The 24,099-nt window shown below is 34.4% G+C and carries 23 protein-coding genes; 12 read left to right on the plus strand and 11 right to left on the minus strand.

From position 1 onward, the window contains the following. From ABX784_RS05930 to ABX784_RS05945, 4 genes are all read right to left on the minus strand, one after another. The coding region (locus ABX784_RS05930; protein WP_372653830.1) for a DUF4105 domain-containing protein at positions 1-1,479 on the minus strand (1,479 nt) is incomplete at its 3' end. A gap of 110 nt (positions 1,480-1,589) precedes the next feature. Further along, complete coding sequence (locus ABX784_RS05935) at positions 1,590-2,618, minus strand: succinylglutamate desuccinylase/aspartoacylase family protein (protein WP_372653832.1); 1,029 nt, start codon at positions 2,616-2,618, stop codon at positions 1,590-1,592. Beyond that, positions 2,611-3,831, minus strand: coding sequence for a RimK family alpha-L-glutamate ligase (locus ABX784_RS05940; protein WP_372653837.1), 1,221 nt, complete (start codon positions 3,829-3,831; stop codon positions 2,611-2,613). The genes ABX784_RS05935 and ABX784_RS05940 overlap by 8 nt, the downstream gene beginning before the upstream one ends. Further along, the gene (locus tag ABX784_RS05945) at positions 3,828-4,277 is read right to left on the minus strand and encodes an ATP-dependent zinc protease (protein ID WP_372653840.1); all 450 of its coding nucleotides are present in this window, start codon (positions 4,275-4,277) and stop codon (positions 3,828-3,830) included. Before ABX784_RS05945 ends, ABX784_RS05940 begins: the two co-directional genes overlap by 4 nt. 199 nt (positions 4,278-4,476) lie before the next feature. Here ABX784_RS05945 and ABX784_RS05950 point away from each other — a divergent pair, with 199 nt between their 5' ends. From ABX784_RS05950 to ABX784_RS05970, 5 genes are all read left to right on the plus strand, one after another. Next, positions 4,477-5,601, plus strand: coding sequence for a cysteine desulfurase family protein (locus tag ABX784_RS05950; protein WP_372653842.1), 1,125 nt, complete (start codon positions 4,477-4,479; stop codon positions 5,599-5,601). Between the two features lie 12 nt (positions 5,602-5,613). After that, positions 5,614-6,819, plus strand: coding sequence for a tRNA uracil 4-sulfurtransferase ThiI (gene thiI / locus ABX784_RS05955; RefSeq protein ID WP_372653845.1), 1,206 nt, complete (start codon positions 5,614-5,616; stop codon positions 6,817-6,819). Positions 6,820-6,980: 161 nt separating this feature from the next. After that, positions 6,981-9,251 carry a carboxy terminal-processing peptidase gene (locus tag ABX784_RS05960; protein WP_372653848.1) on the plus strand — a complete coding sequence of 757 codons (2,271 nt, stop codon included), beginning with the start codon at positions 6,981-6,983 and terminating at the stop codon, positions 9,249-9,251. Further along, entirely contained in the window at positions 9,252-9,479 is a 228-nt protein-coding gene (locus ABX784_RS05965) for a hypothetical protein (protein ID WP_372653852.1), read from the plus strand. Between the two features lie 17 nt (positions 9,480-9,496). After that, complete coding sequence (locus ABX784_RS05970) at positions 9,497-10,135, plus strand: RDD family protein (RefSeq protein ID WP_372653854.1); 639 nt, start codon at positions 9,497-9,499, stop codon at positions 10,133-10,135. 1 nt (position 10,136) lies between these two features. On the opposite strand, the gene ABX784_RS05975 is transcribed toward ABX784_RS05970, so the two are convergent. Continuing rightward, complete coding sequence (locus tag ABX784_RS05975; protein ID WP_372653857.1) at positions 10,137-11,225, minus strand: type IV pilus twitching motility protein PilT; 1,089 nt, start codon at positions 11,223-11,225, stop codon at positions 10,137-10,139. Position 11,226: 1 nt separating this feature from the next. Next, positions 11,227-12,450: a C1 family peptidase gene (locus ABX784_RS05980; protein WP_372653859.1), complete on the minus strand. Its 1,224-nt coding sequence runs from the start codon at positions 12,448-12,450 to the stop codon at positions 11,227-11,229. An 87-nt stretch (positions 12,451-12,537) separates the two neighbouring features. Between ABX784_RS05980 and ABX784_RS05985 the strand changes: the two genes are divergently transcribed. Continuing rightward, a complete protein-coding gene (locus ABX784_RS05985; RefSeq protein WP_372653862.1) occupies positions 12,538-13,515 on the plus strand; it encodes a glycosyltransferase family 9 protein in 978 nt (325 codons plus the stop codon). On the opposite strand, the gene ABX784_RS05990 is transcribed toward ABX784_RS05985, so the two are convergent. Together ABX784_RS05990 and ABX784_RS05995 are read right to left on the minus strand one after the other, a co-directional pair. Then, positions 13,493-15,145, minus strand: coding sequence for a hypothetical protein (locus ABX784_RS05990; RefSeq protein ID WP_372653864.1), 1,653 nt, complete (start codon positions 15,143-15,145; stop codon positions 13,493-13,495). The genes ABX784_RS05985 and ABX784_RS05990 overlap by 23 nt on opposite strands. 7 nt (positions 15,146-15,152) lie before the next feature. Beyond that, positions 15,153-16,091, minus strand: coding sequence for a hypothetical protein (locus ABX784_RS05995; protein ID WP_372653867.1), 939 nt, complete (start codon positions 16,089-16,091; stop codon positions 15,153-15,155). A gap of 64 nt (positions 16,092-16,155) precedes the next feature. On the opposite strand from ABX784_RS05995, the gene ABX784_RS06000 reads away from it, so the two are divergent. Then, on the plus strand, positions 16,156-17,157 hold the full coding sequence (locus tag ABX784_RS06000; RefSeq protein ID WP_372653869.1) for an enolase C-terminal domain-like protein: 1,002 nt from the start codon (positions 16,156-16,158) through the stop codon (positions 17,155-17,157). Here ABX784_RS06000 and ABX784_RS06005 read toward each other — a convergent pair. Next, positions 17,154-18,398, minus strand: a complete 1,245-nt coding sequence (locus ABX784_RS06005; protein WP_372653872.1) for a hypothetical protein — start codon at positions 18,396-18,398, stop codon at positions 17,154-17,156. The genes ABX784_RS06000 and ABX784_RS06005 overlap by 4 nt on opposite strands. Before the next feature lie 173 nt (positions 18,399-18,571). Between ABX784_RS06005 and ABX784_RS06010 the strand changes: the two genes are divergently transcribed. The 3 genes from ABX784_RS06010 (at position 18,572) to ABX784_RS06020 (ending at position 22,017) form a co-directional block, all read left to right on the plus strand. Further along, positions 18,572-19,357: a hypothetical protein gene (locus ABX784_RS06010; protein ID WP_372653874.1), complete on the plus strand. Its 786-nt coding sequence runs from the start codon at positions 18,572-18,574 to the stop codon at positions 19,355-19,357. A gap of 81 nt (positions 19,358-19,438) precedes the next feature. Continuing rightward, entirely contained in the window at positions 19,439-20,848 is a 1,410-nt protein-coding gene (locus ABX784_RS06015) for a LysM peptidoglycan-binding domain-containing protein (protein ID WP_372653879.1), read from the plus strand. Between the two features lie 32 nt (positions 20,849-20,880). After that, complete coding sequence (locus ABX784_RS06020) at positions 20,881-22,017, plus strand: glycosyltransferase family 4 protein (RefSeq protein WP_372653881.1); 1,137 nt, start codon at positions 20,881-20,883, stop codon at positions 22,015-22,017. Here ABX784_RS06020 and ABX784_RS06025 read toward each other — a convergent pair. Both ABX784_RS06025 and ABX784_RS06030 read right to left on the minus strand, forming a co-directional pair. Next, the gene (locus ABX784_RS06025; protein WP_372653884.1) at positions 22,004-22,393 is read right to left on the minus strand and encodes an ExbD/TolR family protein; all 390 of its coding nucleotides are present in this window, start codon (positions 22,391-22,393) and stop codon (positions 22,004-22,006) included. The genes ABX784_RS06020 and ABX784_RS06025 overlap by 14 nt on opposite strands. A 9-nt stretch (positions 22,394-22,402) precedes the next feature. Then, positions 22,403-22,921 carry a MotA/TolQ/ExbB proton channel family protein gene (locus ABX784_RS06030; RefSeq protein ID WP_372653886.1) on the minus strand — a complete coding sequence of 173 codons (519 nt, stop codon included), beginning with the start codon at positions 22,919-22,921 and terminating at the stop codon, positions 22,403-22,405. 226 nt (positions 22,922-23,147) lie between these two features. Between ABX784_RS06030 and ABX784_RS06035 the strand changes: the two genes are divergently transcribed. Both ABX784_RS06035 and ABX784_RS06040 read left to right on the plus strand, forming a co-directional pair. Then, positions 23,148-23,453, plus strand: a complete 306-nt coding sequence (locus ABX784_RS06035) for an HPF/RaiA family ribosome-associated protein (protein WP_372653888.1) — start codon at positions 23,148-23,150, stop codon at positions 23,451-23,453. A 168-nt stretch (positions 23,454-23,621) separates the two neighbouring features. Next, entirely contained in the window at positions 23,622-24,005 is a 384-nt protein-coding gene (locus ABX784_RS06040; protein ID WP_372653890.1) for a hypothetical protein, read from the plus strand. Positions 24,006-24,099 lie beyond the last annotated feature (94 nt).

Raw genomic sequence — 24,099 nt, forward strand, 5'->3', positions numbered from 1 at the left:
AATAGCAAAGAGATCTAATAGATTCTTCTTGTTCTTAACCTTAATTACACTCTCTATAATCTCTCTTCTTTTCATTGTCGAAATTAGAGAATAAGCATGGATATCTCTTATTTTCTTTGTTTTTGGAGTAAAGTGTCTTTCATTTCTTTTAATTTTTGGACGCTTAATCTCAACTTTGAAGTCATCTTTAAATTGTGATGCCAGTCTTTGAAAGCTAGTATTAAGCTTTGGGGCAAAGCTACTATATAGCAGGCCATTACTTATATTTTGTTCTCTATTAGAAAAAGAGAAGTCTTTAGATAGATTATTCTTTTCAATGTATTTATAGATTCCAAGAGGTGTTAGTATCCTTTTAGAATAAGCATCTGCAGAGTTCTTTGCAATTTGAATAAGTCTAAAGGCCTCATCTGCACAGTTGTTACTGAAAAAGTAATATTTACCTGAGTACTCCCAGTAGAGTCTAATCAGGTGGTTTAAAAATCTTTCTTTCTCTGTACTATTAAATGCTAGAGGAATACTTTCAAGATCTCTCAACTCTGCTCTATTATACTGCCTCTTCATGGCGTTAAGAGTTGTAATTGTCATGTCACTTGGGTATTTTCCAAATATTCCTTTTATCGCATTTATTGAAATATCTTCAACTTGAGCAAGAAAACCAATGACTATAAACTTTCCTCGAGTTCTACACTTTTTTAAAGTCCACTCTTGGTCACATAGGACTAGCTTATACATACTATGTCCCCAACGACTCATGGCCGCTTTTCCCTCTGATGCAAATAAGTAATGAACTTCTCTAACTCTATTGAAGTCTAATTCAACTAGTTCTACCTGTTGAGTATCTGATACAGAAATATCCGTTAGTAATTCACATTGTACTTCTTCAAAAGGAGTATGATCTAAGTGATTTTTAAATGCAGTGTAAAGGTTTGGTCTTCTACACTTATACTTAGGATCTAAAATAAAGTACTCAAAATTAACTGCCATGAATTCTTTTGGTGAAGAGTATTCATAGAGATTTGGTGAGCGTTCAGCGTAAGTATTTAAATTTTTATTTTCTGATGTTAACTTCCAAAAACCAAGAGAGAGAAACTCCTTATTTGTGTGAAGTTTATCGTCTTTTTCTAATCCATCTTCATAGGCATGAAAAAATTCATGTATTAAAGTCGATAGGGCAGTCTTATAAAAATTTTGATGTTTACAATTAAATGAGACTTCCTGAGTAGGTATTAAGTGATCCATTAATTGTTCACTTAGCGTTATTACATTCTTATTATACTTTCCATAAATAAAGCCTTCGCCATTACAAGGAGAGTTGAGAGTGTTTTCATTCATTCTCTTAAATGAAACTGTAACATCTATATTTTGTAATTTTTTTGGAAGTAGAGAAATCGCAGAAGAGATAAAATCTTCTGTTACATTTGATGCTTCAATTGAGAAGCATAAAATAAATGTTAGCAAAGTAAGCGAGAGCTTCCTCATTAACTTTCTCCAATTAGGTTAATGAGGATTTTTATCACTTTTAAAGGTCGTGATGTGAGAATTTGAAATTATTACTTATACTGTATAAAGAATAACTAGCTGATTTTACATCAGTGGTCTTCACTATACCTCTCTAGTGCCTTCTTAACCTTCGTCGTATCCTTGAATGTTGCAATATGAAAGAGTGCATCGCCTTGATTTACAAGTGGAAGCATAGATATGCCTACTAGAATGCCATCAGCATTTGAATGGATATCAGTGCCTTCTCTTCCAAAAGTATTAGAAACGTTTGCTAGTAAGTCTCCACTTTTTATATTGTCGCCAAGAGATTTAAAGAAGTTAACTGCACCACTGTGGGGAGATCTGATCCAGTAAGAATTATTTGCAATATAAACTTTCTTTTTCTTTTTAGCCGCTTTACTTGCCGGCTTTTTAATCATTCCTATTTTTTCCATTACTGAAAAGCAACCTTTAACACCAGACTTTATGACATCCTCGTTAAAGCGAAGTGCTTCTCCACCTTCAAATAGGAGAGTTGTAACTTTCTTTTTTCTTGCGGCCTCTCTAAGGGAGCCGTCTCTAATTTTAGAGTCTATAATTACTGGGACTCCAAAGCTTTGAGCAAGCTCTCTAGTCTTTTCATCTTCTAGACATGCTCTAATTTGAGGAAGATTTGCTCTATGAATGGCGCCTGTATGGAGGTCTATTCCGTGAGTACACTTCTCAACAACTTCTTTAATAAAGAGTTTAGCCATTCGGCCTGCAAGAGATCCTCCACTTGTTCCTGGAAAAGATCTATTTAAATCTCTTCTATCAGGAAGGTACCTCGATTTATTATTAAAACCAAAAACATTTACAACTGGAATTAAAATTAGAGTTCCTCTAAGGCTATTTAATTCTTTTCTTTTGAGAATACGTCTAATTATTTCAACACCATTGAGTTCATCTCCATGAACAGCAGCACTGATAAATAATGTTGGGCCACCAATCTTTCCTCGAATGACTTCGAGTGGAATTGAAAGGGGAGTGTGGTCGTATAGAGCACCAACTTTAAGAGAGAGATCTACACGTTCTCCTCTTTTAATCAAAGTATCCCCAATCTTTAGAACTTCTGGGTCGTTCTTATTTATTTTATTCACTTTTAGTTTCTACTTCTTTTGCTTTGTTAATATCTTTAGCTTTTAGTTTTTTAATCTTAGGCTTTCTTCTTTTTCTCGTCTTTAGAGGAATAAGCTCTTTCATTGTTTCTAATCTTCCAAAACAAAATAACTTGTCTCCCGCTTCTAGCACTCTTTCACCTTTAGGGTTTGGTATTACTTTTCCATTTCTATGGAGTGTAAGAACGTTGATATCCTTTTCTTGTAGTCCTGAGTTAATAATTGAGTTTCCAACGAATCCAGACTCTTTAGGAATAAAGAACTCTGAAACACCAAAGCCCTTACTTACGGATAGCTTTTGACGTATATCAATTTCAGGAAAATCAACTTGTCCTGCAATATAGTCAATAAAGGCACCTGCAACATCAATCTTAGTGCATCCCTCTATTCCTTCTAGTCCTGGTGAAGAGTTTATTTCCATTATCTGTGGACCATCTTTACCTTCGAGCATATCAACTCCAGCAATACCTAATCCCATAATTTTGGCGGCCTTTATAGCAACTTCTTTATATTCTTCTGAAAGTTCAACCTGCTCTGTCTTTCCACCTCTGTGAACATTACTTCTAAATTCTTGTCCTTGAGCAACTCTTCTCATCGCTGCAATTACCTGATCTCCAACAACAATTGCTCGGATATCTCGGCCTTTACTTTCTGCGATGAATTTTTGAACTAAAATATTTTGCTTCTGACTCTGTAGCAGCTCAATGATAGAAGTCGCTGACTCCATTGTGTGTGCTAGAAGTACGCCTACACCTTGAGTTCCTTCTAGAAGTTTGATTACTACTGGAGCTCCGCCAATTCTATTTATCGCAGGTATTATGTCTTTTTTGTCTTTTACAAACGTTGTGTAAGGAAGACCTATATTGTGCTTACTAAGTATTTGAAAGCTTCTTAATTTATCTCTAGAGTTTAAGATTCCATCGGCCGTATTTGCAGAGTAAACATCCATCGCTTGGAACTGTCTAACAACAGCAGTACCAAAGTAAGTTATAGATGCTCCAATTCTTGGAAGAATAGCATCGTAATGACTCAGTCTTTTTTGATTGTAGTATAAATCAGGGTCACCCTCTTCAAGGTCTAGAGCAAACTTCAGAGTATTTAGTACTTTAACTTCATGACCTCTTGCCTTACAGGCCTCTACTAATCTTCTTGTACTGTAGTTGTTTTTTTCTCTTGATAGGATTGCTAGTTTCATTTCTTTTTACCCTTTTTGTTACTATAGAATGATTTGGCTACATTTATTAAAAAGCGATTCTTTATTGCCTCTCTTCCTAAGAGCATTTTAAATCCCATTTCATCTCTATTTGTTAAAGTTAATTCTATCGTCCAAGTTTCACCTAGTAGGTTTATAGTTGTTTCAATAACTGGTCTTCTTTCAACATGTCCATTTGAACTTTTTACGTTCCTATATTCTAGAACCTTTGCTTTACAAGGAATAGAGATTTGTTTCTTATTTCTTTCGGTGTGAACATTAAACTTCACAAAATCTTTACCTAGTCTTGAGTATATCTTTAAATCGAAAGCATGTAGTGAAGAGGTCTTTGCCCCAGAGTCTACTTTTACTTTTATTTGATCTGTGTTTAGAAGCGGGAGGGAACAGTTCTCTCTCCATCCAATTATCTTAAGTTCTTTTTGTGCCATTTTAGATATCCCTGTTACGCTAAAAACTCTTTTAAGTCTTAGCGTTTATTAGCTTATTAGGAGCTATATTACAGTCTCGATTGTAGCTGTTATTCTATAAGTAATTCAATTTATAAATACAGTATTTAAGGTCGAGGCATCTTTTGACATTGGGTGTTAGTTAAGGCATGATGGCCCATCAAAAAAGTAAGGAATTTGAATGATTTATCTTGATCATGCTGCGTCGACTCCAATAGTTGAAAGCGCTCTCAATATTTATATAAAGTCTCTGCGCGAAGACTTCGCTAATCCCTCGGCCGCCCATAAGCTTGGAAAGAGTTCTATGAAGAAAGTAGAGAGGGCGAGACAGTTAATCCTAAAGTCCCTAAAAGGCTCAAAGAAAGATCAGCTTATATTTCTTTCCTCTGCAACTGAAGCTAATAACTTAGCAATTAAGGGGATTAAGCTTCTCCCTTCAGATAGAGTTCATTATTCTGTGGGAGATCATCCTTCTACTTCTGAGCCAGTAAAAAGCTTAAATTCTCAACTAGTGGAGATACCACTTCTTGAAGGTGGTGTTATTGATGAGGCAAAATTCTTAGAGTCTTTAGATAAAGATTCAAAATTAGTAGTTTTAAGTCATGTAAATAATCAAAGTGGAAATCATTACGACATTTTATCTCTAGGGAAGAAAGTGAAGGATAAGTTTCCAAACATACATATTCATGTTGATGGAGTTCAGGGGCTAACAAAAGTTGAGACGAACCTTTCTTCATTGATTGATAGCTATACGATTTCTGGTCATAAGATTGGTGCACCAAAAGGAGTCGGGGCCCTATTCATTAAAGATGGAGTAGAGGTTGAAACACAACTCCATGGTGGTGGGCACGAGTTTGGAATTAGATCTTCAACAGTTAACACTCCTCTTATTCTTTCTCTTTGTGAAGCGATTACTGCTGGGCTAGAAGATGTGATTACAAATAATAAGAAAGTTAAGAGAATCAACTCTTTAATGAGAGAAGAACTAGAGGCCGCAGATTTAGGAATTACCTTTCCATTCTCTCTAGATGATACTTCTCCTTATATTTTAAGTTTTCTACTTCCTAGTATATCAAGTGATATTGTTCTTCGACATTTAGAGATGAAAGATATCTATGTTGCAAGCTCATCGGCATGTTCATCTAAGGCAAAAGGATTTAATGCTGGGTTTGATGCAATGAAGATCGATCAGTCTAAACATAAGTTTGTGCTTAGAACATCGTTTTCAAAAGATACAACAACAGAAGATATAGAAACATTCGTTAAAGAAATTACAAATATTATCAAAGAAATAAAAAGACTATAATAGGAATTAAATATGTATAAGCATTTAATAGTAAATATCGATGAACTTTGGCTTAAGGGTAAAAATAGAAAACACTACTTTAAAACACTAAGAGAGCATGTTCATTTAGTCATTAAAGCGCACAATACTGAAGAGAAAGTGAGTATTCGAAATGATCAGCAGCGACTTGTTGCTGAGTCTGAAGCCGGTTTTTCAAAAGACTGTATTAACTCACTGGCCAAAGTTCCAGGAGTTTCCACTGTCCAGCCTGCAATTAGTATCGAACGTGAGAAGGGATTAATTCTTCCAACTATAGTTGAAAAATTAAAGGGCGAGCTCGGAGAGAGAATAACAACCTTTAAAGTTAGATGTAAGAGAGTTGATAAAACTTTTCCTCATGGCTCAATGGATCTTCAAAGAGAGCTTGGTCACTTTTTGCTTAAAGAGTTTTCTCAATTAAAAGTAGACGTTCGAAATCCTGAAATCATGATTGATGTAAAAGTCATGCAAGACAATATTTTTATTTCAACCGAGAAGCTTAAAGCAACAGGTGGTCTTCCGGTTTCAAGTAGTGGACATGTTATTACTATGATCTCTGGTGGATTTGATTCTCCAGTTGCAAGTTATATGATGTCTAAAAGAGGTTGTAAGCAAGACTTTATTTTCTTTTACGCTTATCCATATGTAGGGGAAGAAGTTAAAGAGAAGATTCTAAGTATATGTTCAGTTCTAGGGCAATTTCAAAAAGGGTGTAGGCTTTGGGTCGTTCCATTTGGAGAAATTCAAAATACAATCGCTAAAGACTGCTATGAAGAATATAGAACAATTCTTTTTAGAAAGTATATGGTTGAGACTGCAAACCTTCTTGCTCGTCGTGTGAAGGCCCAGGCCATTGTTACTGGAGATGCTCTTGGGCAAGTTTCAAGTCAAACTATGCAGAATATGTCTGTTATGGATAAATTTTCTGAAAAGATGATCTTGAGACCTTTGGTTGGTTTTAATAAGATTGAAATTATTCGTCTTTCTCAAAAAATTGGCACTCATGATATATCGGTTATTCCTCACGATGATGCCTGTAGTCTTTTCTCTCCTAAACATCCAGTGATTAAGGCGGATTATGTTTATATGAGAAATTACTCAATGGAATTCGACTACACTAAGCTAATGGAGAAGGCCCTTGATGAATCAGAAGTATATCGAATTGATGTACTAGGTGAGTGTGAAGAGGTCATTAAGTAGTTGACCTCTCTAGGCCGTTAAAAATTTGACATTCCCATAACAAAAATAAATCTTAACTGTGATATTTTTCTTACTTTATAGCGTCGAGTTTTAGACGTATTATATAAAGATGTAAAATTACAGGAATATACTTTAATCGTATATTCCCAGTTGGAGATAAAATGAAAAGAAAATTAAACTTTCTATTAATATTAACGCTTATTTTTGGTTTACAGGTAAATGCTAAAGAGCCAGCAAAAATAGCACAAGCAAGTTTTAAGAAAGAAGAAGTCCGTGATGTTGACTTAATTACTGCTGATGTAGGTCCAGATGAGAAGAGAGAAAAGCTCATTGGAAATATCTTACGTAATGCTCTTGAGACTTATCATTATAGAAAGTTGAAAATTAATGAAGATTTATCAGAAAAAGCATTTGATGAGTTTTTCAAGAAAGTAGACTATGGAAAGCAGTTCTTTTTAAAAGGCGACATCAAGAAGTTAAATAAGTACAAATCAAGTATGCATAAAGAGATGATGTCTGGTAAACACAATCTTGTTAATGACTCTATTAAAATTCTCAGAGAAAGAGTTGTTGAAGTCGATAAGATAAGACAAGAAATTTTCAAAAAGCAATTTGATTGGAGTTTAGACGAATCATTAGAGCTTGATCCAGAAAAGAGAAGCTTCTCTAAGAATACAAAAGCATTAAAAGATCACTGGAGAAAAGTCTTTAAGCAAGCGACTCTAAATAGATACCTTAGCCTTAAAGAAGAGCAAGATGATCTAAAAAATCCTAAAAAAGATGATAAAGAGAAAAAAGTAAAAAAGAAGTCTAAAAAGAAAGAAGAGAAAGTTGAAATCCTTACTGATGCTCAAATAAGAAAAAAAGCTCATGAAGGAATTTCTAAAAAGTACAAGAGCTTCTTTAGCAGACTAATGAAAGATGATAGAAGTGATTATGAAGAAAAGTTCTTCAATGCAATCGCGCTAATCTACGATCCACACACTCAGTACCTTCCACCAAAGAGAAAAGAAGATTTTGATATTGATATCTCTGGAAGTCTAGAGGGGATTGGAGCAGTTCTATCAGAAGAAGACCCATATATTAAAGTTGTAAAAATTGTTCCTGGTGGAGCGGCCTGGAGACAAAAAGGTCTAGAGGTTGATGATTTAATTCTTGCTGTTGGGCAGGAGACAGGTGATTTTGTTGATCTTGTTGGAATGAGAGTTGACGATGCTGTTAGATATATTAGAGGTAAGAAAGGAACGATAGTTAAGCTTAAAGTTAAAAAGGCCGACGGTTCTAGAAAGCAGGTTAATATTGAAAGAGACGTTGTTCAGATCGGAGAGTCATTTGCTAAGTCATCTGTTTTAGAGATTAAGGGAATGGGATTAAAGGTTGGTTATATTCATGTACCTAAGTTTTATAGAGATTTCGAAAACTCTGCAATTAACTGTACTGCTGACGTTAGAGCAGAGCTTGAAAGAATTAAAAAGAAAGGTGTAGATGGTGTAATTCTAGATCTTAGAAATAACGGTGGTGGTGCATTAGAAGATGCTAAACAAATGTCAGGATTATTCATTGAGAAAGGTCCAATTGTTCAGATTAAAAACCACGATGGTAATGTTGATGTTTTAAATGATACCGATACATCTGTTACTTACTCTGGTCCACTGATTGTAATGACAAATAGATTCTCAGCTTCGGCTTCAGAGATTTTAGCTGCGGCACTTCAAGATTATGAAAGGGCCGTTATTGTTGGGGGAGCACATTCTCATGGAAAGGGAACTGTTCAAGCAGTTCTAAATCTTAGCCATGGTCCTTTACAACAACTATTTGGATCTGAGATGGGTGCATTAAAAGTAACGATTCAAAAGTTTTATAGAGTTACTGGTGGGTCAACTCAATATAAAGGTGTGACTCCAGATATTATTATTCCAGATCCATATGAATATACTAAGAGTAGAGAGCAAGACTTAGAGTACTCTCTTCCATGGGATAGAGTTTCTCCTTTAAAATTCTCTCATTGGGATAAGAATAAATTTGATATGAGCACTTTAAAGAAGAGAAGTGGAAAAAGAGTTAAAGAGTCTAAGAGATTTACTAAGATTAATGAATCTGTTGAGTACCTTACGAAGAGAAGAGAAGATACTAAGATTTCTTTAAATATAGATAAGGTAGTTGCTGAAGACAAAAAAAATAAAGAAATGTCTGAGAAGCTTAAGTTAGATGAAGAGAATAAAGATTTATTAGTTTCATACTATGAAGATAGCGTCAGAATGCATGAAGATGTAAAGAAAGGCGATGAGAAGAAGTGGAAAGAAGACTTCAAAACTAGAAATGAAGAATGGACTAAGCAGCTTCGTCAAGATGCGGGTCTTGAAGAAGCATTATTCATCATAAATGATATGATTCATATGCAAAAAGGTAAAAAGCTTACGGCGGTTAAATAAATGAGTATTGATAATACAGAATTAGATGAAATTATGAACAAGCTGGAAAATCTAGAAGATGAGCAGCTTGCAGTAGTTAAGTTACAAGAATTTAACAAAGCAACTATTGTATTAGGGGAATTACTTATGAACCTTAATAAAGATCTAAGTCATGGGGAGTGGAAAGCTTCCTGTGACGAAGCAAAGAAAGAAGTAGATCGTATCGTTGCAGAAATAAAAGCTCTTTAGTAGGAAGTAGTTGAATCATGGTAGATGAAGACGATTGGGATTTCGAAGTTGATGCTCCCAAAAAAAAGAAGAAGCTTACAAATAAGCCACTCCTTAAAAGCTCGGAAAAAGAAGATAAGTTAAATTTAGATAGCTCTTCAGTTGGCCCTAGGAAATCTCGAAGACAAATGGCCAGGGAAGCTGGTGGCACATCAATAAAGGATCGAGATATTATCGATCCGGCTGCCCACTGGAGAAGAGGTATTGCCTTTACTATAGATTTTGCTATCTTAGTTTTTATCATTGGAATAGGGCAAGTAGCGAGTAGCTTTTTTGTTGATTTTGGTCAATCAGTAGAAGAGTTCTTAGGTCCAGAGATTAGTAATAGTCTTTTCTTTGATGTTGGTGGTGTAAGTATATCTCTAATCTTACACTTTCTTATTGTTATAGTTCCGCTTTCATCTTCTCAAAAGACACTTGGAAAAAGAATTCTAAAGCTAAAAATACTTGGGACACTTAAGCCTAAGGCGCCATTAGGCGTGATTATGATAAGAGAATACATAGCCAAGCCCCTCTCCCTTTTATCTGTTATTGGAATATTAATGATTCCACTTAACAAGAGAAGAAGAGGGCTACACGACTATATCTCTGGAACAATTGTTATAGATAATCTATAACTTATTCAAAATCCAGCATTTGTAAGAAGTCAGATTCAGATTCTACTGCTCCAAGTGCTGTTTCTTTTGTAATTCGATCATCGTTATAAAGGTCCATAATATGTTGATCGAAACTTTGTGAACCTGTTCCAGATCTTCCTTTACCTTCTCTTATAATATTAATGATTCGATTAAGTGGCTCTTCCCCTAAAATACATTCTCTGATTCCTGGGCTTGTAAGCATGATCTCTTGAGCAATTGCTATTCCGGACTTTGTGTTGGCCTTTAGCATTCTTTGCGATACCGTTGCCTTGAGTGATCCCGCTAGTCTTTTCTTAATTTCATCTTGTTCTTCGTGAGGGAACATTGAGATTATTCTACTTAGTGTTGATATTGCATTTGTCGTATGAACTGTAGAGAGAACTAAGTGACCAGTTTCAGCGGCCTTCAAAGCGATAGATACTGTTTCAGCATCACGCATTTCACCAATAAGTATAATATCAGGATCTTGTCTAAGAGCAGATCTAAGGGCCGTAGAAAAGTTTGGTGTGTCTGTCCCAATTTCTCTTTGAGAAATTCTAGATTTATTATTTTGATGAATATATTCAATTGGGTCTTCTAGAGTCACAATGTGAGCAGCCCTTGTTCTATTCATGTGATCTATCATTGCAGTGAGTGTTGTAGATTTCCCTGAGCCTGTGGCACCTGTCACTAGGATTAAGCCCCTTTGAGTCTCAGAAACTTTTTTAATGACTTTAGGTAGGTTTAGTTGATCAATTGTTGGGATTTGGAGCTTAATAAGTCTAAGAACAATTCCAAAGTGACCATTATATTTGAAAATATTGTATCTAATTCTGCAGAGTGAATCTATTTCCATTCCACCATCTAGTTCAGTTAAACTCTCTAGATTGATTTCCTGCTTTTTATCTTTTGTAACTATGTTAACGATATCTTCTATATCTTCTGTGCTAAATGGTTTTGATTGAACTGGAATTAAATCATTATTAATTCTCAGGCTTGGGGCTTCATTTGTTCTGATATGAACATCACTTGCATTATTTTGTGCTGCAATCTTAATTAGGCTTGTAAAGTTCTGTAGGCTAAATGCCATCTTATATACTCCTTACTTTAGTTAATGCCATAAAAGGGTTTGCTACTTTATACTTTGATAACCACTTTTCTGTAATACAAGCATAGCCACCAGCTCCCCATCCCTTAGTCCAGCTATTAACTGCTAGATAGCATAGCTTTCCTTCAGTGTTTAACTTCTTAGGTAGCTTCATGTGTCCTATTAGCAATAGAGCGTGACCATTGGCATGTTGATCCATTTTACCATTAACTAGTGAATCTTGGTAGGTAATGATTCCACTCGTTGTGTAAAAGTTAGGAGATAACTTAACTCCTATGATAACTGGGTTATCATTATTTAATGATTGGTAGAGAGCAGTTGAACTTTTAATCTTCTTATAATTATCTACTTTTATTTTTCCATTTCGACATCCATTTTGAAGAGGGATTTGTGTTTCATTTCCAGGTAGAGAGCTTGCGTTATAAGGACAATCTTTTGCGTTTGGAATATCAAACCCTTTGGCAGAAATACTCTTATCGTACGCAAAACTAATCCAACTACCTTTTCTTGAGCAAGGAGATGTTTGGCAGTAAGGCTTTGATGACCAGTAGAGGTATTGTTCAGATACACTCGTTGAAGATTGTGACTGGCGCAGAAGTATCTCTATCGCCGATGCGCCAGCGAACGCACTACATGTTGGTCTCTTTCCCTGATCTTTAACTTCAATATTAAAAGCATTCTTTATAACATAGTAATCAGAGCCTTTAGTTAGTGTCACATTTTCAGGTAGTAGGTTAAGCTTAGGTTGAGTTTCCCCAGTATATGCACTTTGGATCTCAAAAGTATTTTCTTTGTAGTTAGATAGGTTTCGTAGGAATTTATCTCTTGATTCTTTCCATTTAGCTCTTGTTTTCTTTATTTCATTCTTTTGTTCAGTCAATGTGTTTCTAACTACTTTCTTATAGCGACTTAGCCCTTGAGTTTTTAAATCATAAATATTAGTCGAAGCATGACTCTCTACTTTCTTCTCTCTGATGAGTCTTCTATTTCTCGCTTTGATTTCCTCAATCTTTTTTTGACCAGGGGAGAGTTCTTTCTTTATTTCTTTTTGTTTGGGAATATTTGTTACTTTACTTGGTATCTCATTATTTATTTTCTGCTTGAGCGGAGGATGACCTAGCTCTTGCCATAATGTGGCAATGACCTCTTTTTCTTCTGAGGCATTTATTGATGAACTTAGAATTAATATAAATATTAAAATTTTCATAAAATCTCTCTTATTTTGCTATTTAACAATAATAAGTCTTTATTCTACTCTTGGGCAAATGAAAAAAAATCAGGTATTATAAGTGAGATGAATAAAACTTTAATAATCAGATTTTCAAGCTTCGGTGACATTGTCCAGTGTATGAGTGTCCTTAATAAGGTCAAAGCGAATATTCCTGGAGATATCCACTGGGTTACGCGAAGTGATATGGCCTCTCTCTTAGACTTAAATAAGAGTGTCGATAAAGTCTGGAGTTTTGATAAGAGTAAAGGTTTTATCGGACTATTAAAGTTAGCTATGCAGCTTAGAGGGGAGAATTATACTCACGTCTATGATGCTCACTCTAATTTGCGCTCAAGAGTCTTATCATTATTCTTATTTCCACCAAACTTTTTAAGAAGAAGTAAGGAGAGAATTAAGAGATTGATGTTATTTACTTTTAGAAAGAATTACTTTGAAAATCCTTATCGAGGGATCATTAGTTATTTATCTCCATTACAAAAATGGGGGATTGAAGACGCAAGAAACTTCAGCCCAGAACAGTGGGACTTTCAAAATATAGCTTGTCCTGAATCATTTGATCCTAACTCTATTGTTATTGCACCATCGGCCGCATGGGATATGAAGCGTTGGCCAATTTCGCATTGGAAGAAGCTAATAGAGATTAATAAAGATAAGAACTTTACCATTCTCGGTGGACCTGGTGACTTATTCTGTGAAGATATAAGAAGTGTTGCACCTGAGAGGGTTTTAAATTTAGCAGGTAAGTTAAGCTTAATTGAGAGCTGTGCAGTGGTTAATAAATCAAGGCTGCTTGTCTGCGCTGATACTGGACTGATTCACGTTGCCGATATACTTGGTAAGAAGGGCATCTCTCTAATGGGACCTACTGCTTTTGGTTTTGCTACTGGTGAGCATATCAAAACTCTAGAAGTAGAGCTACCTTGTAGGCCTTGTACTAAAGATGGAAGAGGCAAGTGCTCTCAAAGCACTTGGCAAAAGTGTATGGTAGATATCTCTCCTGAGATGGTATCCCAAGAGATTACGAATCAATTGTCTTACTAATAATACTCTTTCTAAGTTCCCAAAGTAGATGACTTATAAATGGTCTTCTATTTTCTTTTGTAGATACCATCAATAGTTTTGTAATTTTCAAATTGATTGGATCTGAAAAAAGTAAAATTAACATTTCCTGTATAAAGTTTGTAGACAGAGTAATGTAGTTATCTGTACCAACCCCAAGGTTTACACCTTTCTTTTCCCACCAAGAGAAAGGGTGATCTTTGTAATCAGGGAAGCATCCAGTAAGCTTTAAATTAGAAGAGGGAAGTGCTACAAGTGATACTTGCTTATTAATCATTCTGTTTAATACATCATGTTGATAGTGTTCAACTTCTCGAGCTGTGTGGAATTTTGTTTTAGTGAAACTTGTTATTTCTTCATCGTCTAAGGGAGTTCCTCTTAAGACTTTCTCCCTAATGCTAACATCGTACCATTCCATATCTTGAATTTCGTTGAACTCTTGGCTATTTTCTTTAAGGCCTTCACCTCTTTGATTTTTTTCAAGAACTCTTTGCATAAGAGAGTGATAATAAAAATTTGGATTGATCCCTAATGAAAGACCATGTTCTAGTGTATCTAGGTGCCAGATATTCATAGCATTATCCACTGATTGAACACCTTTCTTTAATGTCTTCCATGTCTCACCGTGATGTGATCGAATTTGAAAACCATTGTACTGAAGTTTTCTCAGTCCAGATTTCATTTCTTTAAAATGCACTTTTCTATAAAGTTCTTTCTCATCACCAACAGTGTCGACTTCTGATACATAATCTTTTAAAAATGTGTGCTTATCTAATATTTTAAGTAATGAGTTTACTTGAGCAATAAAATGATCTTGTTTTGTTTTATAATTAACTGAATCAAAGAAATTACTTTCTTTTCTAAAGCTAGGTGAGAGGTAGAACTTAAAGAAAGGATTTTCTTTTTGAAAACTTTTAAAGCCATCATATAGGCCAAGTACAACGTCTTCTTCTGTGATATCTTCAATTCCTGGAACTTTCTCAGATTCAATTGACGTAGATCTAGACAGTGTAAACTTAAGTCTAATTTGACCAACATTATATTTAGAGTAAAGTTCATGTGCCATATGATAAGCAGCTTCTTCATGTGCCTTTCTATCAATAAGTACTAGTTTTGCAAGATAGAGAATCTCAAGATATTTTCCGAACTGTTCACCATCTTTAAGTCTAATTAAGTTATCTACATCATCTATTGAATTAATAGGAATAGAGTTTTCTCCATAGACATCTTTAATCTTCTTTTCATATATTTCTTTATTTTCTCCCTCGAGTAGTTTCTTTAATCGAGGATAGATAAACTCTGCATTCAATGAACCTGTTAAATGAATATGTTCTTCATTGTAAGGAATAGGAAAGGATTTAAAGAATCCAAATAATGCCTCAGCAACTGGATGTGTGAGGAGTGTTGTTATATCAACCTCATCAATTTGAAATCCTGTAAGTAGGTGATTGAATTCAAGAAGAGATTTTTCTACTAAGGCATTCTCTTTCATTTTTACTGACTGTAAAAGAAGCTCTAGTGTATCGCTTAGAGATATTCCGTTTGTTTCACTTATTATTTTTACAAGTTCAACTTCTAACTGTGCAACTAACTGTTCTCTTTTCTTATGCATAAGACACCTATTTTTTCAATAATGTGTAGGCCTTATTAACTAGAGCAAGATTACTATTTAGAATAGAAACCTGATCGTCGTTTAAGTTTAGAGAAGTATATTTATCAGGGTGAATTTTAGAAGTTACTTCTTTATAATGTTTTTTTATAACTTCATGACTGTGATCATCACCAACTAAACCTAATACCTCTTTGGCCCACTTGTTACTACTTTCTTTGCTTATCGGTACAATAGGGCACAAGCTTTTGAAAAGATTAACCTTTTCTGTGTATTGTTCAAAAATTTCCGATGGAGTCGTCTGGCTAAAGGGTTTAGCTACAAAGTTTATAGAGTCAAGGGTCGTAGGATCTAGTAATGACTCTAGTTCACTTCTTAATATCTGAGGAGAAAGGTTAGATACCTTAGATATATTAGAGTCATTAAATGATACTAGGGCCTTTTGCTTGGGTAATGAGTCAGCTTTATTAACTAAGTTTGTCCAAAGAATACTATTGTCATAAATAGTCTTCCAAGAATCTAATAAACTCTCTGGTTTTTTAAGCAATGAGTTAGAGAAGAAGTGTGTCGCAATTTTTCCTAGGCCTTTTGTACTTGAAATGTCTTTAATTAGCTCCAGTGAAGAGGTTGCGTAATCTCGTTTTATATCTCCCCATTCAAGAGACTGTAGTAGGTCAAGGAGTTCTTTTTGGTTTGAATTCTCAAGTTGCTTTACTTTTTCTTTTAGATTATTTCTCTCACTAGGAGTGGTAGTCGATTGAGGAGTTAGATTCAACTGACTCTTCTTTCTACTAATCATTGAATCAATATCGAATTCATCTTCTTTTTTCTTACCTGTTAAGAGTTCATATATGCTTCCAATGAAACCATCACCAAGTACTTTTATAATAATAAGTACAAATATAATTAGAACAATATACTGAGACAAATCTTCAAGCTTTAAATTCATAGCAAAACAGGGGATAATAGTAATAACAGTATATATAATAAGTTGAGAGTGGAAGGTTGTCATTATGAGTAATTGGAAAATTAAAGAAATTGAATTGCCTTTACGCTTTTCTTGGACGATTTCTAGAAATTCATGCGATACAAAGAAGAATTTAATAGTCGAGTATAATAGTCATAGTGTTTTAGGCCTTGGTGAGGTTGCATTTAACTCCAGATATGGAGAAACAATGGAATCTATAAAAAAAGAATTCGAAAAATTTGTATCTATATGTCCTAAATCTGTTACAACTTTGGCTGACCTTGAGCCAGTCTTTCAAAAAGTTAATATATCGAGTTCTCTTAGATTTGGAATTGAGTCTGCTTTTATTCATAATATGGCGCATATTGCAGATATGTCTGTAACACAGATTATTGGCTCTAATTCACTATCAAAAGTTAAAACTTCTTTTTCTATTCCTATTATGGATCCTTCAAAGATTGCTGGCTTCATTAAAGAAAATAATCTGACTAGATTTAGTGCACTAAAACTAAAGGTAGGTGCTGAAAATGATTTAGATTTTATAAAAGAAGTTCATAAAAATTATGATGGTCCTCTTCGTATCGATGCTAATGAAGGGTGGAGTAATCCAGATGAAGTCATGAAGCTTTTAGAAGGTCCTTTAAAAAAGTTTAATATAGAATTTTTAGAACAACCCTTTCCAAGTAGTTCTCATGAAGAATACCTAAAGTTAAAGCCTATTAGTCCTGTTGAAATTTTTGCTGATGAATCAATTACTAACGGGGAAGTGAATAGGGATTTAGCTAATCAATTTCATGGAGTGAATATAAAACTTATGAAGTCTGGGAGCTATTTCAAAGCTCTTAATCAATTACGAGCAGCAAGAGAGTTAGGCATGAAGACGATGGTTGGCTGTATGGTTGAAACATCCCTGGGGATCAATTCAGCAATAAACATTGCATATGGTGCAGACTACTTAGACCTTGATGGGTTTCTACTCTTAGAGAAAGATCCTTATAATTATCTATATGAGGATAGTGGGGTGATTTTCTTATCTCATCTACACTAAAAGAAGAATTTAAAATCTAATTCATATTGAGAATGTTTTGGAGTATTTCTACCTGCAATCTTTGTTTGGGCCCTTAGAGATACATTTAATGGCATAACAAATTTTTTCATTTGGTATAACGACACTGTACTAAAGCTTGCGGCCAGTCTAACACTGTGAGATTCACTGCTGGAGTTATGAGCTAAGATATCATTGGCCTCAGTATTTTTCGATTCATACTTAGAAGCACTTTGCATCTCAAGACCGTAAGTTGCGGCCAGTGATGCCCAGTGAGTGAAGTGATAAGTAGGGCCAAAAGAAAGGTTTACTTTATTACCAAGCTTTTCTTTAAACTCATCACTATCCTTAGAGAGAGGGAATTCATAGCTCTCCGGAACTCTAAGTCTTTTTGTTGCAGACATTTGATAAGTAAGTCTTAGGTTTAAGTCTAAATCTAACTTTTTCTTGAAAAAACTTTTACCCGTAAAAATTTCAGCAAATAAATCAGTTTGCCCATCTCCAAAAGAAATATCCTGAAGAGTGTCAGGATCATCATCTCTTCCTGTTGGCAACACAATACCACCAGCAACAGCTAGTCCGTAGTTAGAACTCTCTGTTAGTTTATAAATTGTCCCGACTTCAATGTCTCCAAGCCCTTGGGCCTCCCAGTTTCCAATTGGATTGTACTGATAGTAATTAACAATTATGGATTGAAGTAGTTCCTCTTTAGCATCTGGAAGCTGTGCTGTGATGTCTCTAATGACTTTTTGCTCTGCCGTTAGATTCTCATTCTTGTCTATTTGGTTTAGAGTATCGGAGTGATTATTGGTCTTTGTTCTGTTTATATTTAATTTAACATTTGCACTGTAGATAGGAATAGAGAAGTAGGCGGTTAACTTATTTGTTATACCCCAACCAAGACCAAAACCATTTACTGAAACGTTTCCTTGGGCATCAGCCGAATACTCACCAAAGGTAAAGCTATCATAAGCTGAAGGGTTGATATCTTTTAATTGTTTAAAATACTCTTTAGTAGCATCATTGATAGACTCTAAATTCTTAGCGTCTAAACTCTCTTTAAGTGCATACTTACTCTCTGTACTACTTGATCCATAATCAGAGCTAATTCCATCAGTTAAAACATGTCTATAACCACCAATTCTTACTCCTTTAGGTAAAGTATCGTAACTCGCGGCCCTAGTATCTAAGATAGATATAGAGCAGAGTAGTGCAAGAATGGTTATAAATAAGATGTTTTGCATGGCAGCATTATAGTTGAATTAAATTAAATTAGTAGAGACTGTGAAATTTCTATATTTATATATTTAAGTCCTTAAAATTAAAGAACTTTAAATGTTGAAAAATATACATAAATCTTGTTTCTTTTTTGAATAAGTGTATGCTTCGGTGCGTAATTAATAATTAATGGAGAATTATGAGAAGCTTTGTCTATATTCTATTTATTGGACTTGCCTGTATAAGCTGTTCGAAAGAGAAGATTACACCTGCTTTTGGTATAGAAACTCTTGAGTCCCAATTAAAAGATAACACTGTTGAGCTCTCATATGGAGTAGACGATATCAATGTTGATGCCTTTGGTGGAGAAGTTAGAGGGATTGGTGGAGATGTAGGCGATATACTGCAAAGGTTAATTGCAAGCTTTGCTGACATTGAACTCCAACAGGGCAATGGTCAATATATAGAGCTTGAAACAATGACGTACGAGTTTCCTGAACTAGATGACATAAACTTTAATATTCTAAAAGAAGTTGAATTTGTTGGTGCTCAGGTTGAGCTAGTCGATACGTCATCTACCTTAGTAGACAAGGTAGAGCCCAATGGAGAGTCTGTAGAGGCCGCTGACTCCACTGTAGACCTAAGCTTTGTTCAATCATTAGATGTATACTTAATTGTAAATAAATTACCAACAGGGGCAAGCTTATCACGTCCAGTATATCTTGATACTGAAACTCCTAACCCTGCATATGATGGTAAAGAATCTACTATTCTCTTTAGCTATAAAAGAAACTCTAAGATTGAAGATAACTGCAACTTCAAGTGTTTTAGAATGGAAATAGATAATGGAAAAATAAAAGATATCTTAAAAAATAATAGAACTTTCTCTATAGATGTTAGATTAAAAGTTGATGCCGTTCCAAAAGCAAATCTTAGACTCAAAACTAAATTTGATTTTCTAATAAAAATCAATCCTGGCTTTTAGTCCAAAAACTTTCCGCATTTTAAAATATCAATTCCTTTTGTAAAATATCAGTACTCATTACTGCGTCAAGGATTTGATATTTTGAAAAAGCCGACTATTTTACTTCTTTCTCTTCTTATAACTAGTTGTTCCCACATTGGGCCACTGTTAGGGAAAAAGAACCAACATCCTAAGGCAAATATAGCTTCACTAACTTCAAAGAAAACATATGAAAGTGTTCGCATTGATGACACACAACTTAAAGTTGTAAAAGAAGCTAAGCAAAAACTTCCAAAGAAAATTGTCGAAACTAAAACTTCAAAAGAGCAGGATAAGTCTTTTCTAGAAAAAATATTTCCTGCAGTAGCCAAGTCATCAAATAAGAATGCTCTTAATTTACGATATAAAGAAAAACATTATAAGTTCTGGAAGAAATACTTTTCAAAGAGAGAGAAGGCACGTTTTGAAAGGCACATGGGTAATGGGGTAAAGTTTGAAGGTATAGTAAAAAGTGTTCTAAAAGAGCATAACCTTCCAACAGATCTTTTCTATGTAGGTCTTATTGAATCTGGGTACAACACGCATATTAGATCACATGCATCAGCTGTAGGTCCTTGGCAATTTATTAAAGGAACTGGAAAGAGGTATGGACTTAAGATTGATAGATATTTAGATGAAAGAAGAAATATCTATAAGGCCTCTCATGCAGCAGCAGGATACTTTAAAGATTTATACAATATCTTTGGTAGTTGGGAACTTGCTCTTTGTGCGTACAACGCTGGAGAGTATAGAATTATAAATGCTATACGAAGAGGGAATACAAGAGACTATAGAGAGTTAGTAAAAAAGAAACTAATCCCAAGAGAGACAATAAACTATGTCCCAAAGGTAGCAGCTGCCAAGTACTTATTTGAAAACAGAAGAAAGTACGGACTTAAAGCGAAGAAGTATGATTCTGAAATCTATCTAAATGTAGAAGAAGTTGAAGCGAAAAAGTCATTCTCAATTTCTCATATCGCTAAGTCACTAAATGTAAGTCTTAAGAAAATGAGAATTCTAAATCCTGAAGTTAAGAAAGACTGGGTTGCGGTTACAAGAAGAAGACCATTTAAACTTTTAGTTCCAAAAGGTTACACTAGTAGATTTGCAAGATTAAATTATTCTAAAAGACCAAAAGTTGCTAAGCGTAGAGTTACACAAACTATTAGTAGAAAGGTTAGCTCTGTATATAAAGTTAAGCGTGGAGATAACTTAATTGAGATCTCAAAAAAGTTTGGTCTTCCTGTAAGAAAGATAAAGAAGGCCAACAGACTTAGGTCTAGTAAGATCATGATTGGGCAAAGACTTAAAATCCCTATGACTGTTAGTAGATATAGAGTTAGAAGAGGGGACAACCTTACAGTAATTGCAAGGAAGTTTAAAACATCAATTAATAAAATTGTTGCTGCAAATAACCTAAGAGGTCATAGGATCTATAAAGGTCAAAAGCTAATCATACCAAGCGAGAGCTAGGCATTCTTTATATTCTAAGTTAGAATATAAAGATGAAAATAGGTTTTGATGCAAAGAGAGCTCTCCACAACTTTAGAGGCTTAGGTAATTATAGTAGGACTCTCATAAAGAGTTTAGACGAATATTATAATGACAATGAATATTACCTCTTTTCTCCTCAATCCAAGAGCAGTGAATTAATTAAGTGGTCTGAGGGCCTAAGTTCAAACTTCTCAACCATTTCCCCTGAAGGATTCCTGGCCAAAAGCTTCCCAAGTATATGGAGAAGCTTTCTATTAAAAAGTGAAATAAATAAATGTCATCTAGATGTTTATCACGGATTAAGCCATGAGCTTCCTCTAGGTATTGAGGATACTAATACATTAAAAGTTGTAACAATTCATGACTTACTCTACTTGAAGTTTCCTCAATTCTTTTCATATATAGATAGACAAACATATCATCGAAAATTTTCTTATAGCTGTAAGAAAAGCGATATTGTTGTGGCCATTTGCGAGCAGACAAAATCAGATATTGTTAAGTACCTTAAAGTACCTGAAGAAAAAATTCATGTTGTTTATCAGAGTTGTTCTCCTGATTTCTATTACGATAAATCAACCGAAGAGTTGTCTAGAGTTCAAATGAAGTACAATTTAGCAAGGCCATTCATTTTCCACATTGCAACAATGGAAGAGAATAAGAATACATTAGGCATAGTAAAAGCTTTTCATGCTATCCATAAGAATATTGAAGAAGATCTAATTCTTATTGGGAGAGGGAAGAAGTATAAGCAAGAAGTTATTAAGTATATACAAGAAAAAGAATTGAATGATCGAGTTAAGATTTTAGATAATGTAGAGGACAAGGATATTCCGTCTATTTATCAACTTGCGAAGCTATTTGTATTTCCATCTTTTTATGAAGGTTTTGGAATACCAATTATAGAAGCTCTATTTTCTAAAACTCCAGTGATTACAAGTCAAGGTGGCTGTTTTCCAGAGTCTGGAGGACCGAGTTCTAGATATATTGATCCTTATTCTACCAAAGACCTTAGTAACGCTATAGTGGATATACTAAAGGATGAGGCGCTTCAAAAAGAAATGGCCCAAAAGGGCCATGAGTTTGTTCAAAAATTTCATTGGAGAAATACATCTAATGATTTGATGAATTTATACCTTACTCATCTGTAATCAATGAAACATTAGTAAGCTCATATTTCTTTAATTTACTAATTAAGTTTACGACTCTATCGTACTTAACATCTTTATCAATTCTTAAATCAATTGGTATTGTTTTATTTGTAATAGTCTTCAATGAATCTTCAAGACTCTCTATTTCAATCTTTTTACCATTGTAAGCAATCTCTGTTTTAGATAGCTCTATGAAGACTGTCTTCTGTTCCTTTTGAACACTTTCACCTTTCTCAGTTTTTGGAAGATTAAGTAAAAGCGCCATTTCATCTTTTTTAAATACAGTTGATACCATAAAGAAAATAAGAAGAAGAAAGACGACGTCAATCATCGGCGTTATATCTGGTGCTGCAGCTTCTCTAGTTCTTTTCTTCATCAAAGATCCTTATAGTACGTCTGACAATAGTTCTTTCTCTAGTCTTGTTTCAAACTGATCAAGCATTCCTAATAAATAGTTATGTCCAATGTAGTGAGGGATCGCAACAATCATACCTCCTACAGTAGTGATCAGTGCCATTGAAATACCTTGAGCAAATGATGCCGGATTATTAAGTCCTGTCTGAGACATAACTTTAAAGGCAACGAGAACACCAATAACTGTTCCAAGAAGTCCAAGTAGAGGAGAGATAGATGCAATAATCTTAACTGTGTTGAGACCTTTTTCTAGACCTGCAATATGAGTGGCTAGCTCTTGTTTTGCAATTTCTATAATTGTATTTGTATCGCCATCTTTAGTAACAGTTTTAACTTTTTCACTTAAGTTAGAAGCAACTAGGTTTGACCTTTTTGTTTCCTTAGAAAGTATAAAAAACTTTGAAAGCATAATTGCAAAACCAACAATGTTTAAGGCAAGTAAAATATACATAATTACTCCACCTTGCTCTATATAATCAATAACTCTCATTAATTCTCCTTAAAATTTAAAAATACTCCTTCTATTGTCTTAAAGTTCCCTTTTATTTGCAAATAGATAAGAGATAGGAGTGTGTCATTTGTGAAAAAGTAAATTAGTCAGGCTAATTTTACTGAAACTTTACAAACTAATGACTGCACCTACACAGATTTTTATTTTTTGAGAGTAATATAATTCTTAGATAAGTAAGAGACTTATTTAACATCGGAGGTTTTAGATGCAAGTTAGTTATCATCACGTAGACAAATCAAATTCTTTGAACGATTTTGTTGAAGAGAAGATGCAACGTTTTTCTCAAAACAAAGAAAAATTCTCAAACATTAACTGGGATATTTCTAAAGAAGGTGGGCTATACAAAGCAGCAGTTCGCTTCAAAGCGAGTGGTAAGATTTTTAAAATGGAAGGAAAAGCGGGGAATGCATACGCCTCAGTACTAAAAGTTCTTCGAAAAATGAAAAGTGCATTACCTAGAAAAATTAAGTCTGAACAAAGACTACATCGCAAACATGTAGGTCTACACTAGACTACACTTATAATACAAAGAGTGCTCATTACTCTGCTACCCCTCTCTAACTACCTGTTAGAGAGGGGCCAACTTGGCTAAAATTTTGACGGCCGCTATATTTCTTACAAATACCCACCTATAAATACTAGAAATTGATATATTTGCTCAAAAACAGGAGCAAAAACGATGAGAGTAATACTTATTTTGGTATTTCTGTGCGTCTGCGTAAACTCATTTGGTGAGATCTACAAAGCGGCAGACCATGAGAATGATTGTGATCTATATATGTCCACATCAAGTCTATATATTCAAGACTTTGACTTAAACGAACTTGAAAAAGTGAGCTCTATGCCAGCGCTTGTCTTTCAAAAAAGTAATGGTCATTTTAATTTAAAAGGACTTTGGTCATTAGTAACTATAACTAAACAAGTTAAGACAGAAGGTGAGTCCATAGAAGAACTCATGGGTCATACATTCAATTCAGTTTGTCTTTCTACAGACAAAAGTATTACCCATTTAGAAAAGGGAAGAAGACTTTTTAACAACTTAAACAACCTTGATGAACAATAGTAAAAAAGTCTGGTACTAAAAATAATTTGGAAGTATTTACCTTAAGGTTCTAAATACTTCCAAACATTGTCTAAGACCTCCATTTTATCCGAAT

Origin of the sequence: Halobacteriovorax sp. (assembly GCF_041587335.1) — a bacterium.
In the GTDB taxonomy this organism is placed as follows: domain Bacteria; phylum Bdellovibrionota; class Bacteriovoracia; order Bacteriovoracales; family Bacteriovoracaceae; genus Halobacteriovorax.

Bases quoted from the DNA above. Each gene is read 5' to 3' on its own strand.
- ABX784_RS05940 (WP_372653837.1), bottom strand. From the start codon at position 3,831: ATGAAACTAGCAATCCTATCAAGAGAAAAAAACAACTACAGTACAAGA.
- ABX784_RS05945 (WP_372653840.1), bottom strand. From the start codon at position 4,277: ATGGCACAAAAAGAACTTAAGATAATTGGATGGAGAGAGAACTGTTCC.
- ABX784_RS05950 (WP_372653842.1), top strand. From the start codon at position 4,477: ATGATTTATCTTGATCATGCTGCGTCGACTCCAATAGTTGAAAGCGCT.
- thiI (WP_372653845.1), top strand. From the start codon at position 5,614: ATGTATAAGCATTTAATAGTAAATATCGATGAACTTTGGCTTAAGGGT.
- ABX784_RS05960 (WP_372653848.1), top strand. From the start codon at position 6,981: ATGAAAAGAAAATTAAACTTTCTATTAATATTAACGCTTATTTTTGGT.
- ABX784_RS05965 (WP_372653852.1), top strand. From the start codon at position 9,252: ATGAGTATTGATAATACAGAATTAGATGAAATTATGAACAAGCTGGAA.
- ABX784_RS05970 (WP_372653854.1), top strand. From the start codon at position 9,497: ATGGTAGATGAAGACGATTGGGATTTCGAAGTTGATGCTCCCAAAAAA.
- ABX784_RS05975 (WP_372653857.1), bottom strand. From the start codon at position 11,225: ATGGCATTTAGCCTACAGAACTTTACAAGCCTAATTAAGATTGCAGCA.
- ABX784_RS05980 (WP_372653859.1), bottom strand. From the start codon at position 12,450: ATGAAAATTTTAATATTTATATTAATTCTAAGTTCATCAATAAATGCC.
- ABX784_RS05985 (WP_372653862.1), top strand. From the start codon at position 12,538: ATGAATAAAACTTTAATAATCAGATTTTCAAGCTTCGGTGACATTGTC.
- ABX784_RS05990 (WP_372653864.1), bottom strand. From the start codon at position 15,145: ATGCATAAGAAAAGAGAACAGTTAGTTGCACAGTTAGAAGTTGAACTT.
- ABX784_RS05995 (WP_372653867.1), bottom strand. From the start codon at position 16,091: ATGAATTTAAAGCTTGAAGATTTGTCTCAGTATATTGTTCTAATTATA.
- ABX784_RS06000 (WP_372653869.1), top strand. From the start codon at position 16,156: ATGAGTAATTGGAAAATTAAAGAAATTGAATTGCCTTTACGCTTTTCT.
- ABX784_RS06005 (WP_372653872.1), bottom strand. From the start codon at position 18,398: ATGCAAAACATCTTATTTATAACCATTCTTGCACTACTCTGCTCTATA.
- ABX784_RS06010 (WP_372653874.1), top strand. From the start codon at position 18,572: ATGAGAAGCTTTGTCTATATTCTATTTATTGGACTTGCCTGTATAAGC.
- ABX784_RS06020 (WP_372653881.1), top strand. From the start codon at position 20,881: ATGAAAATAGGTTTTGATGCAAAGAGAGCTCTCCACAACTTTAGAGGC.
- ABX784_RS06025 (WP_372653884.1), bottom strand. From the start codon at position 22,393: ATGAAGAAAAGAACTAGAGAAGCTGCAGCACCAGATATAACGCCGATG.
- ABX784_RS06030 (WP_372653886.1), bottom strand. From the start codon at position 22,921: ATGAGAGTTATTGATTATATAGAGCAAGGTGGAGTAATTATGTATATT.
- ABX784_RS06035 (WP_372653888.1), top strand. From the start codon at position 23,148: ATGCAAGTTAGTTATCATCACGTAGACAAATCAAATTCTTTGAACGAT.
- ABX784_RS06040 (WP_372653890.1), top strand. From the start codon at position 23,622: ATGAGAGTAATACTTATTTTGGTATTTCTGTGCGTCTGCGTAAACTCA.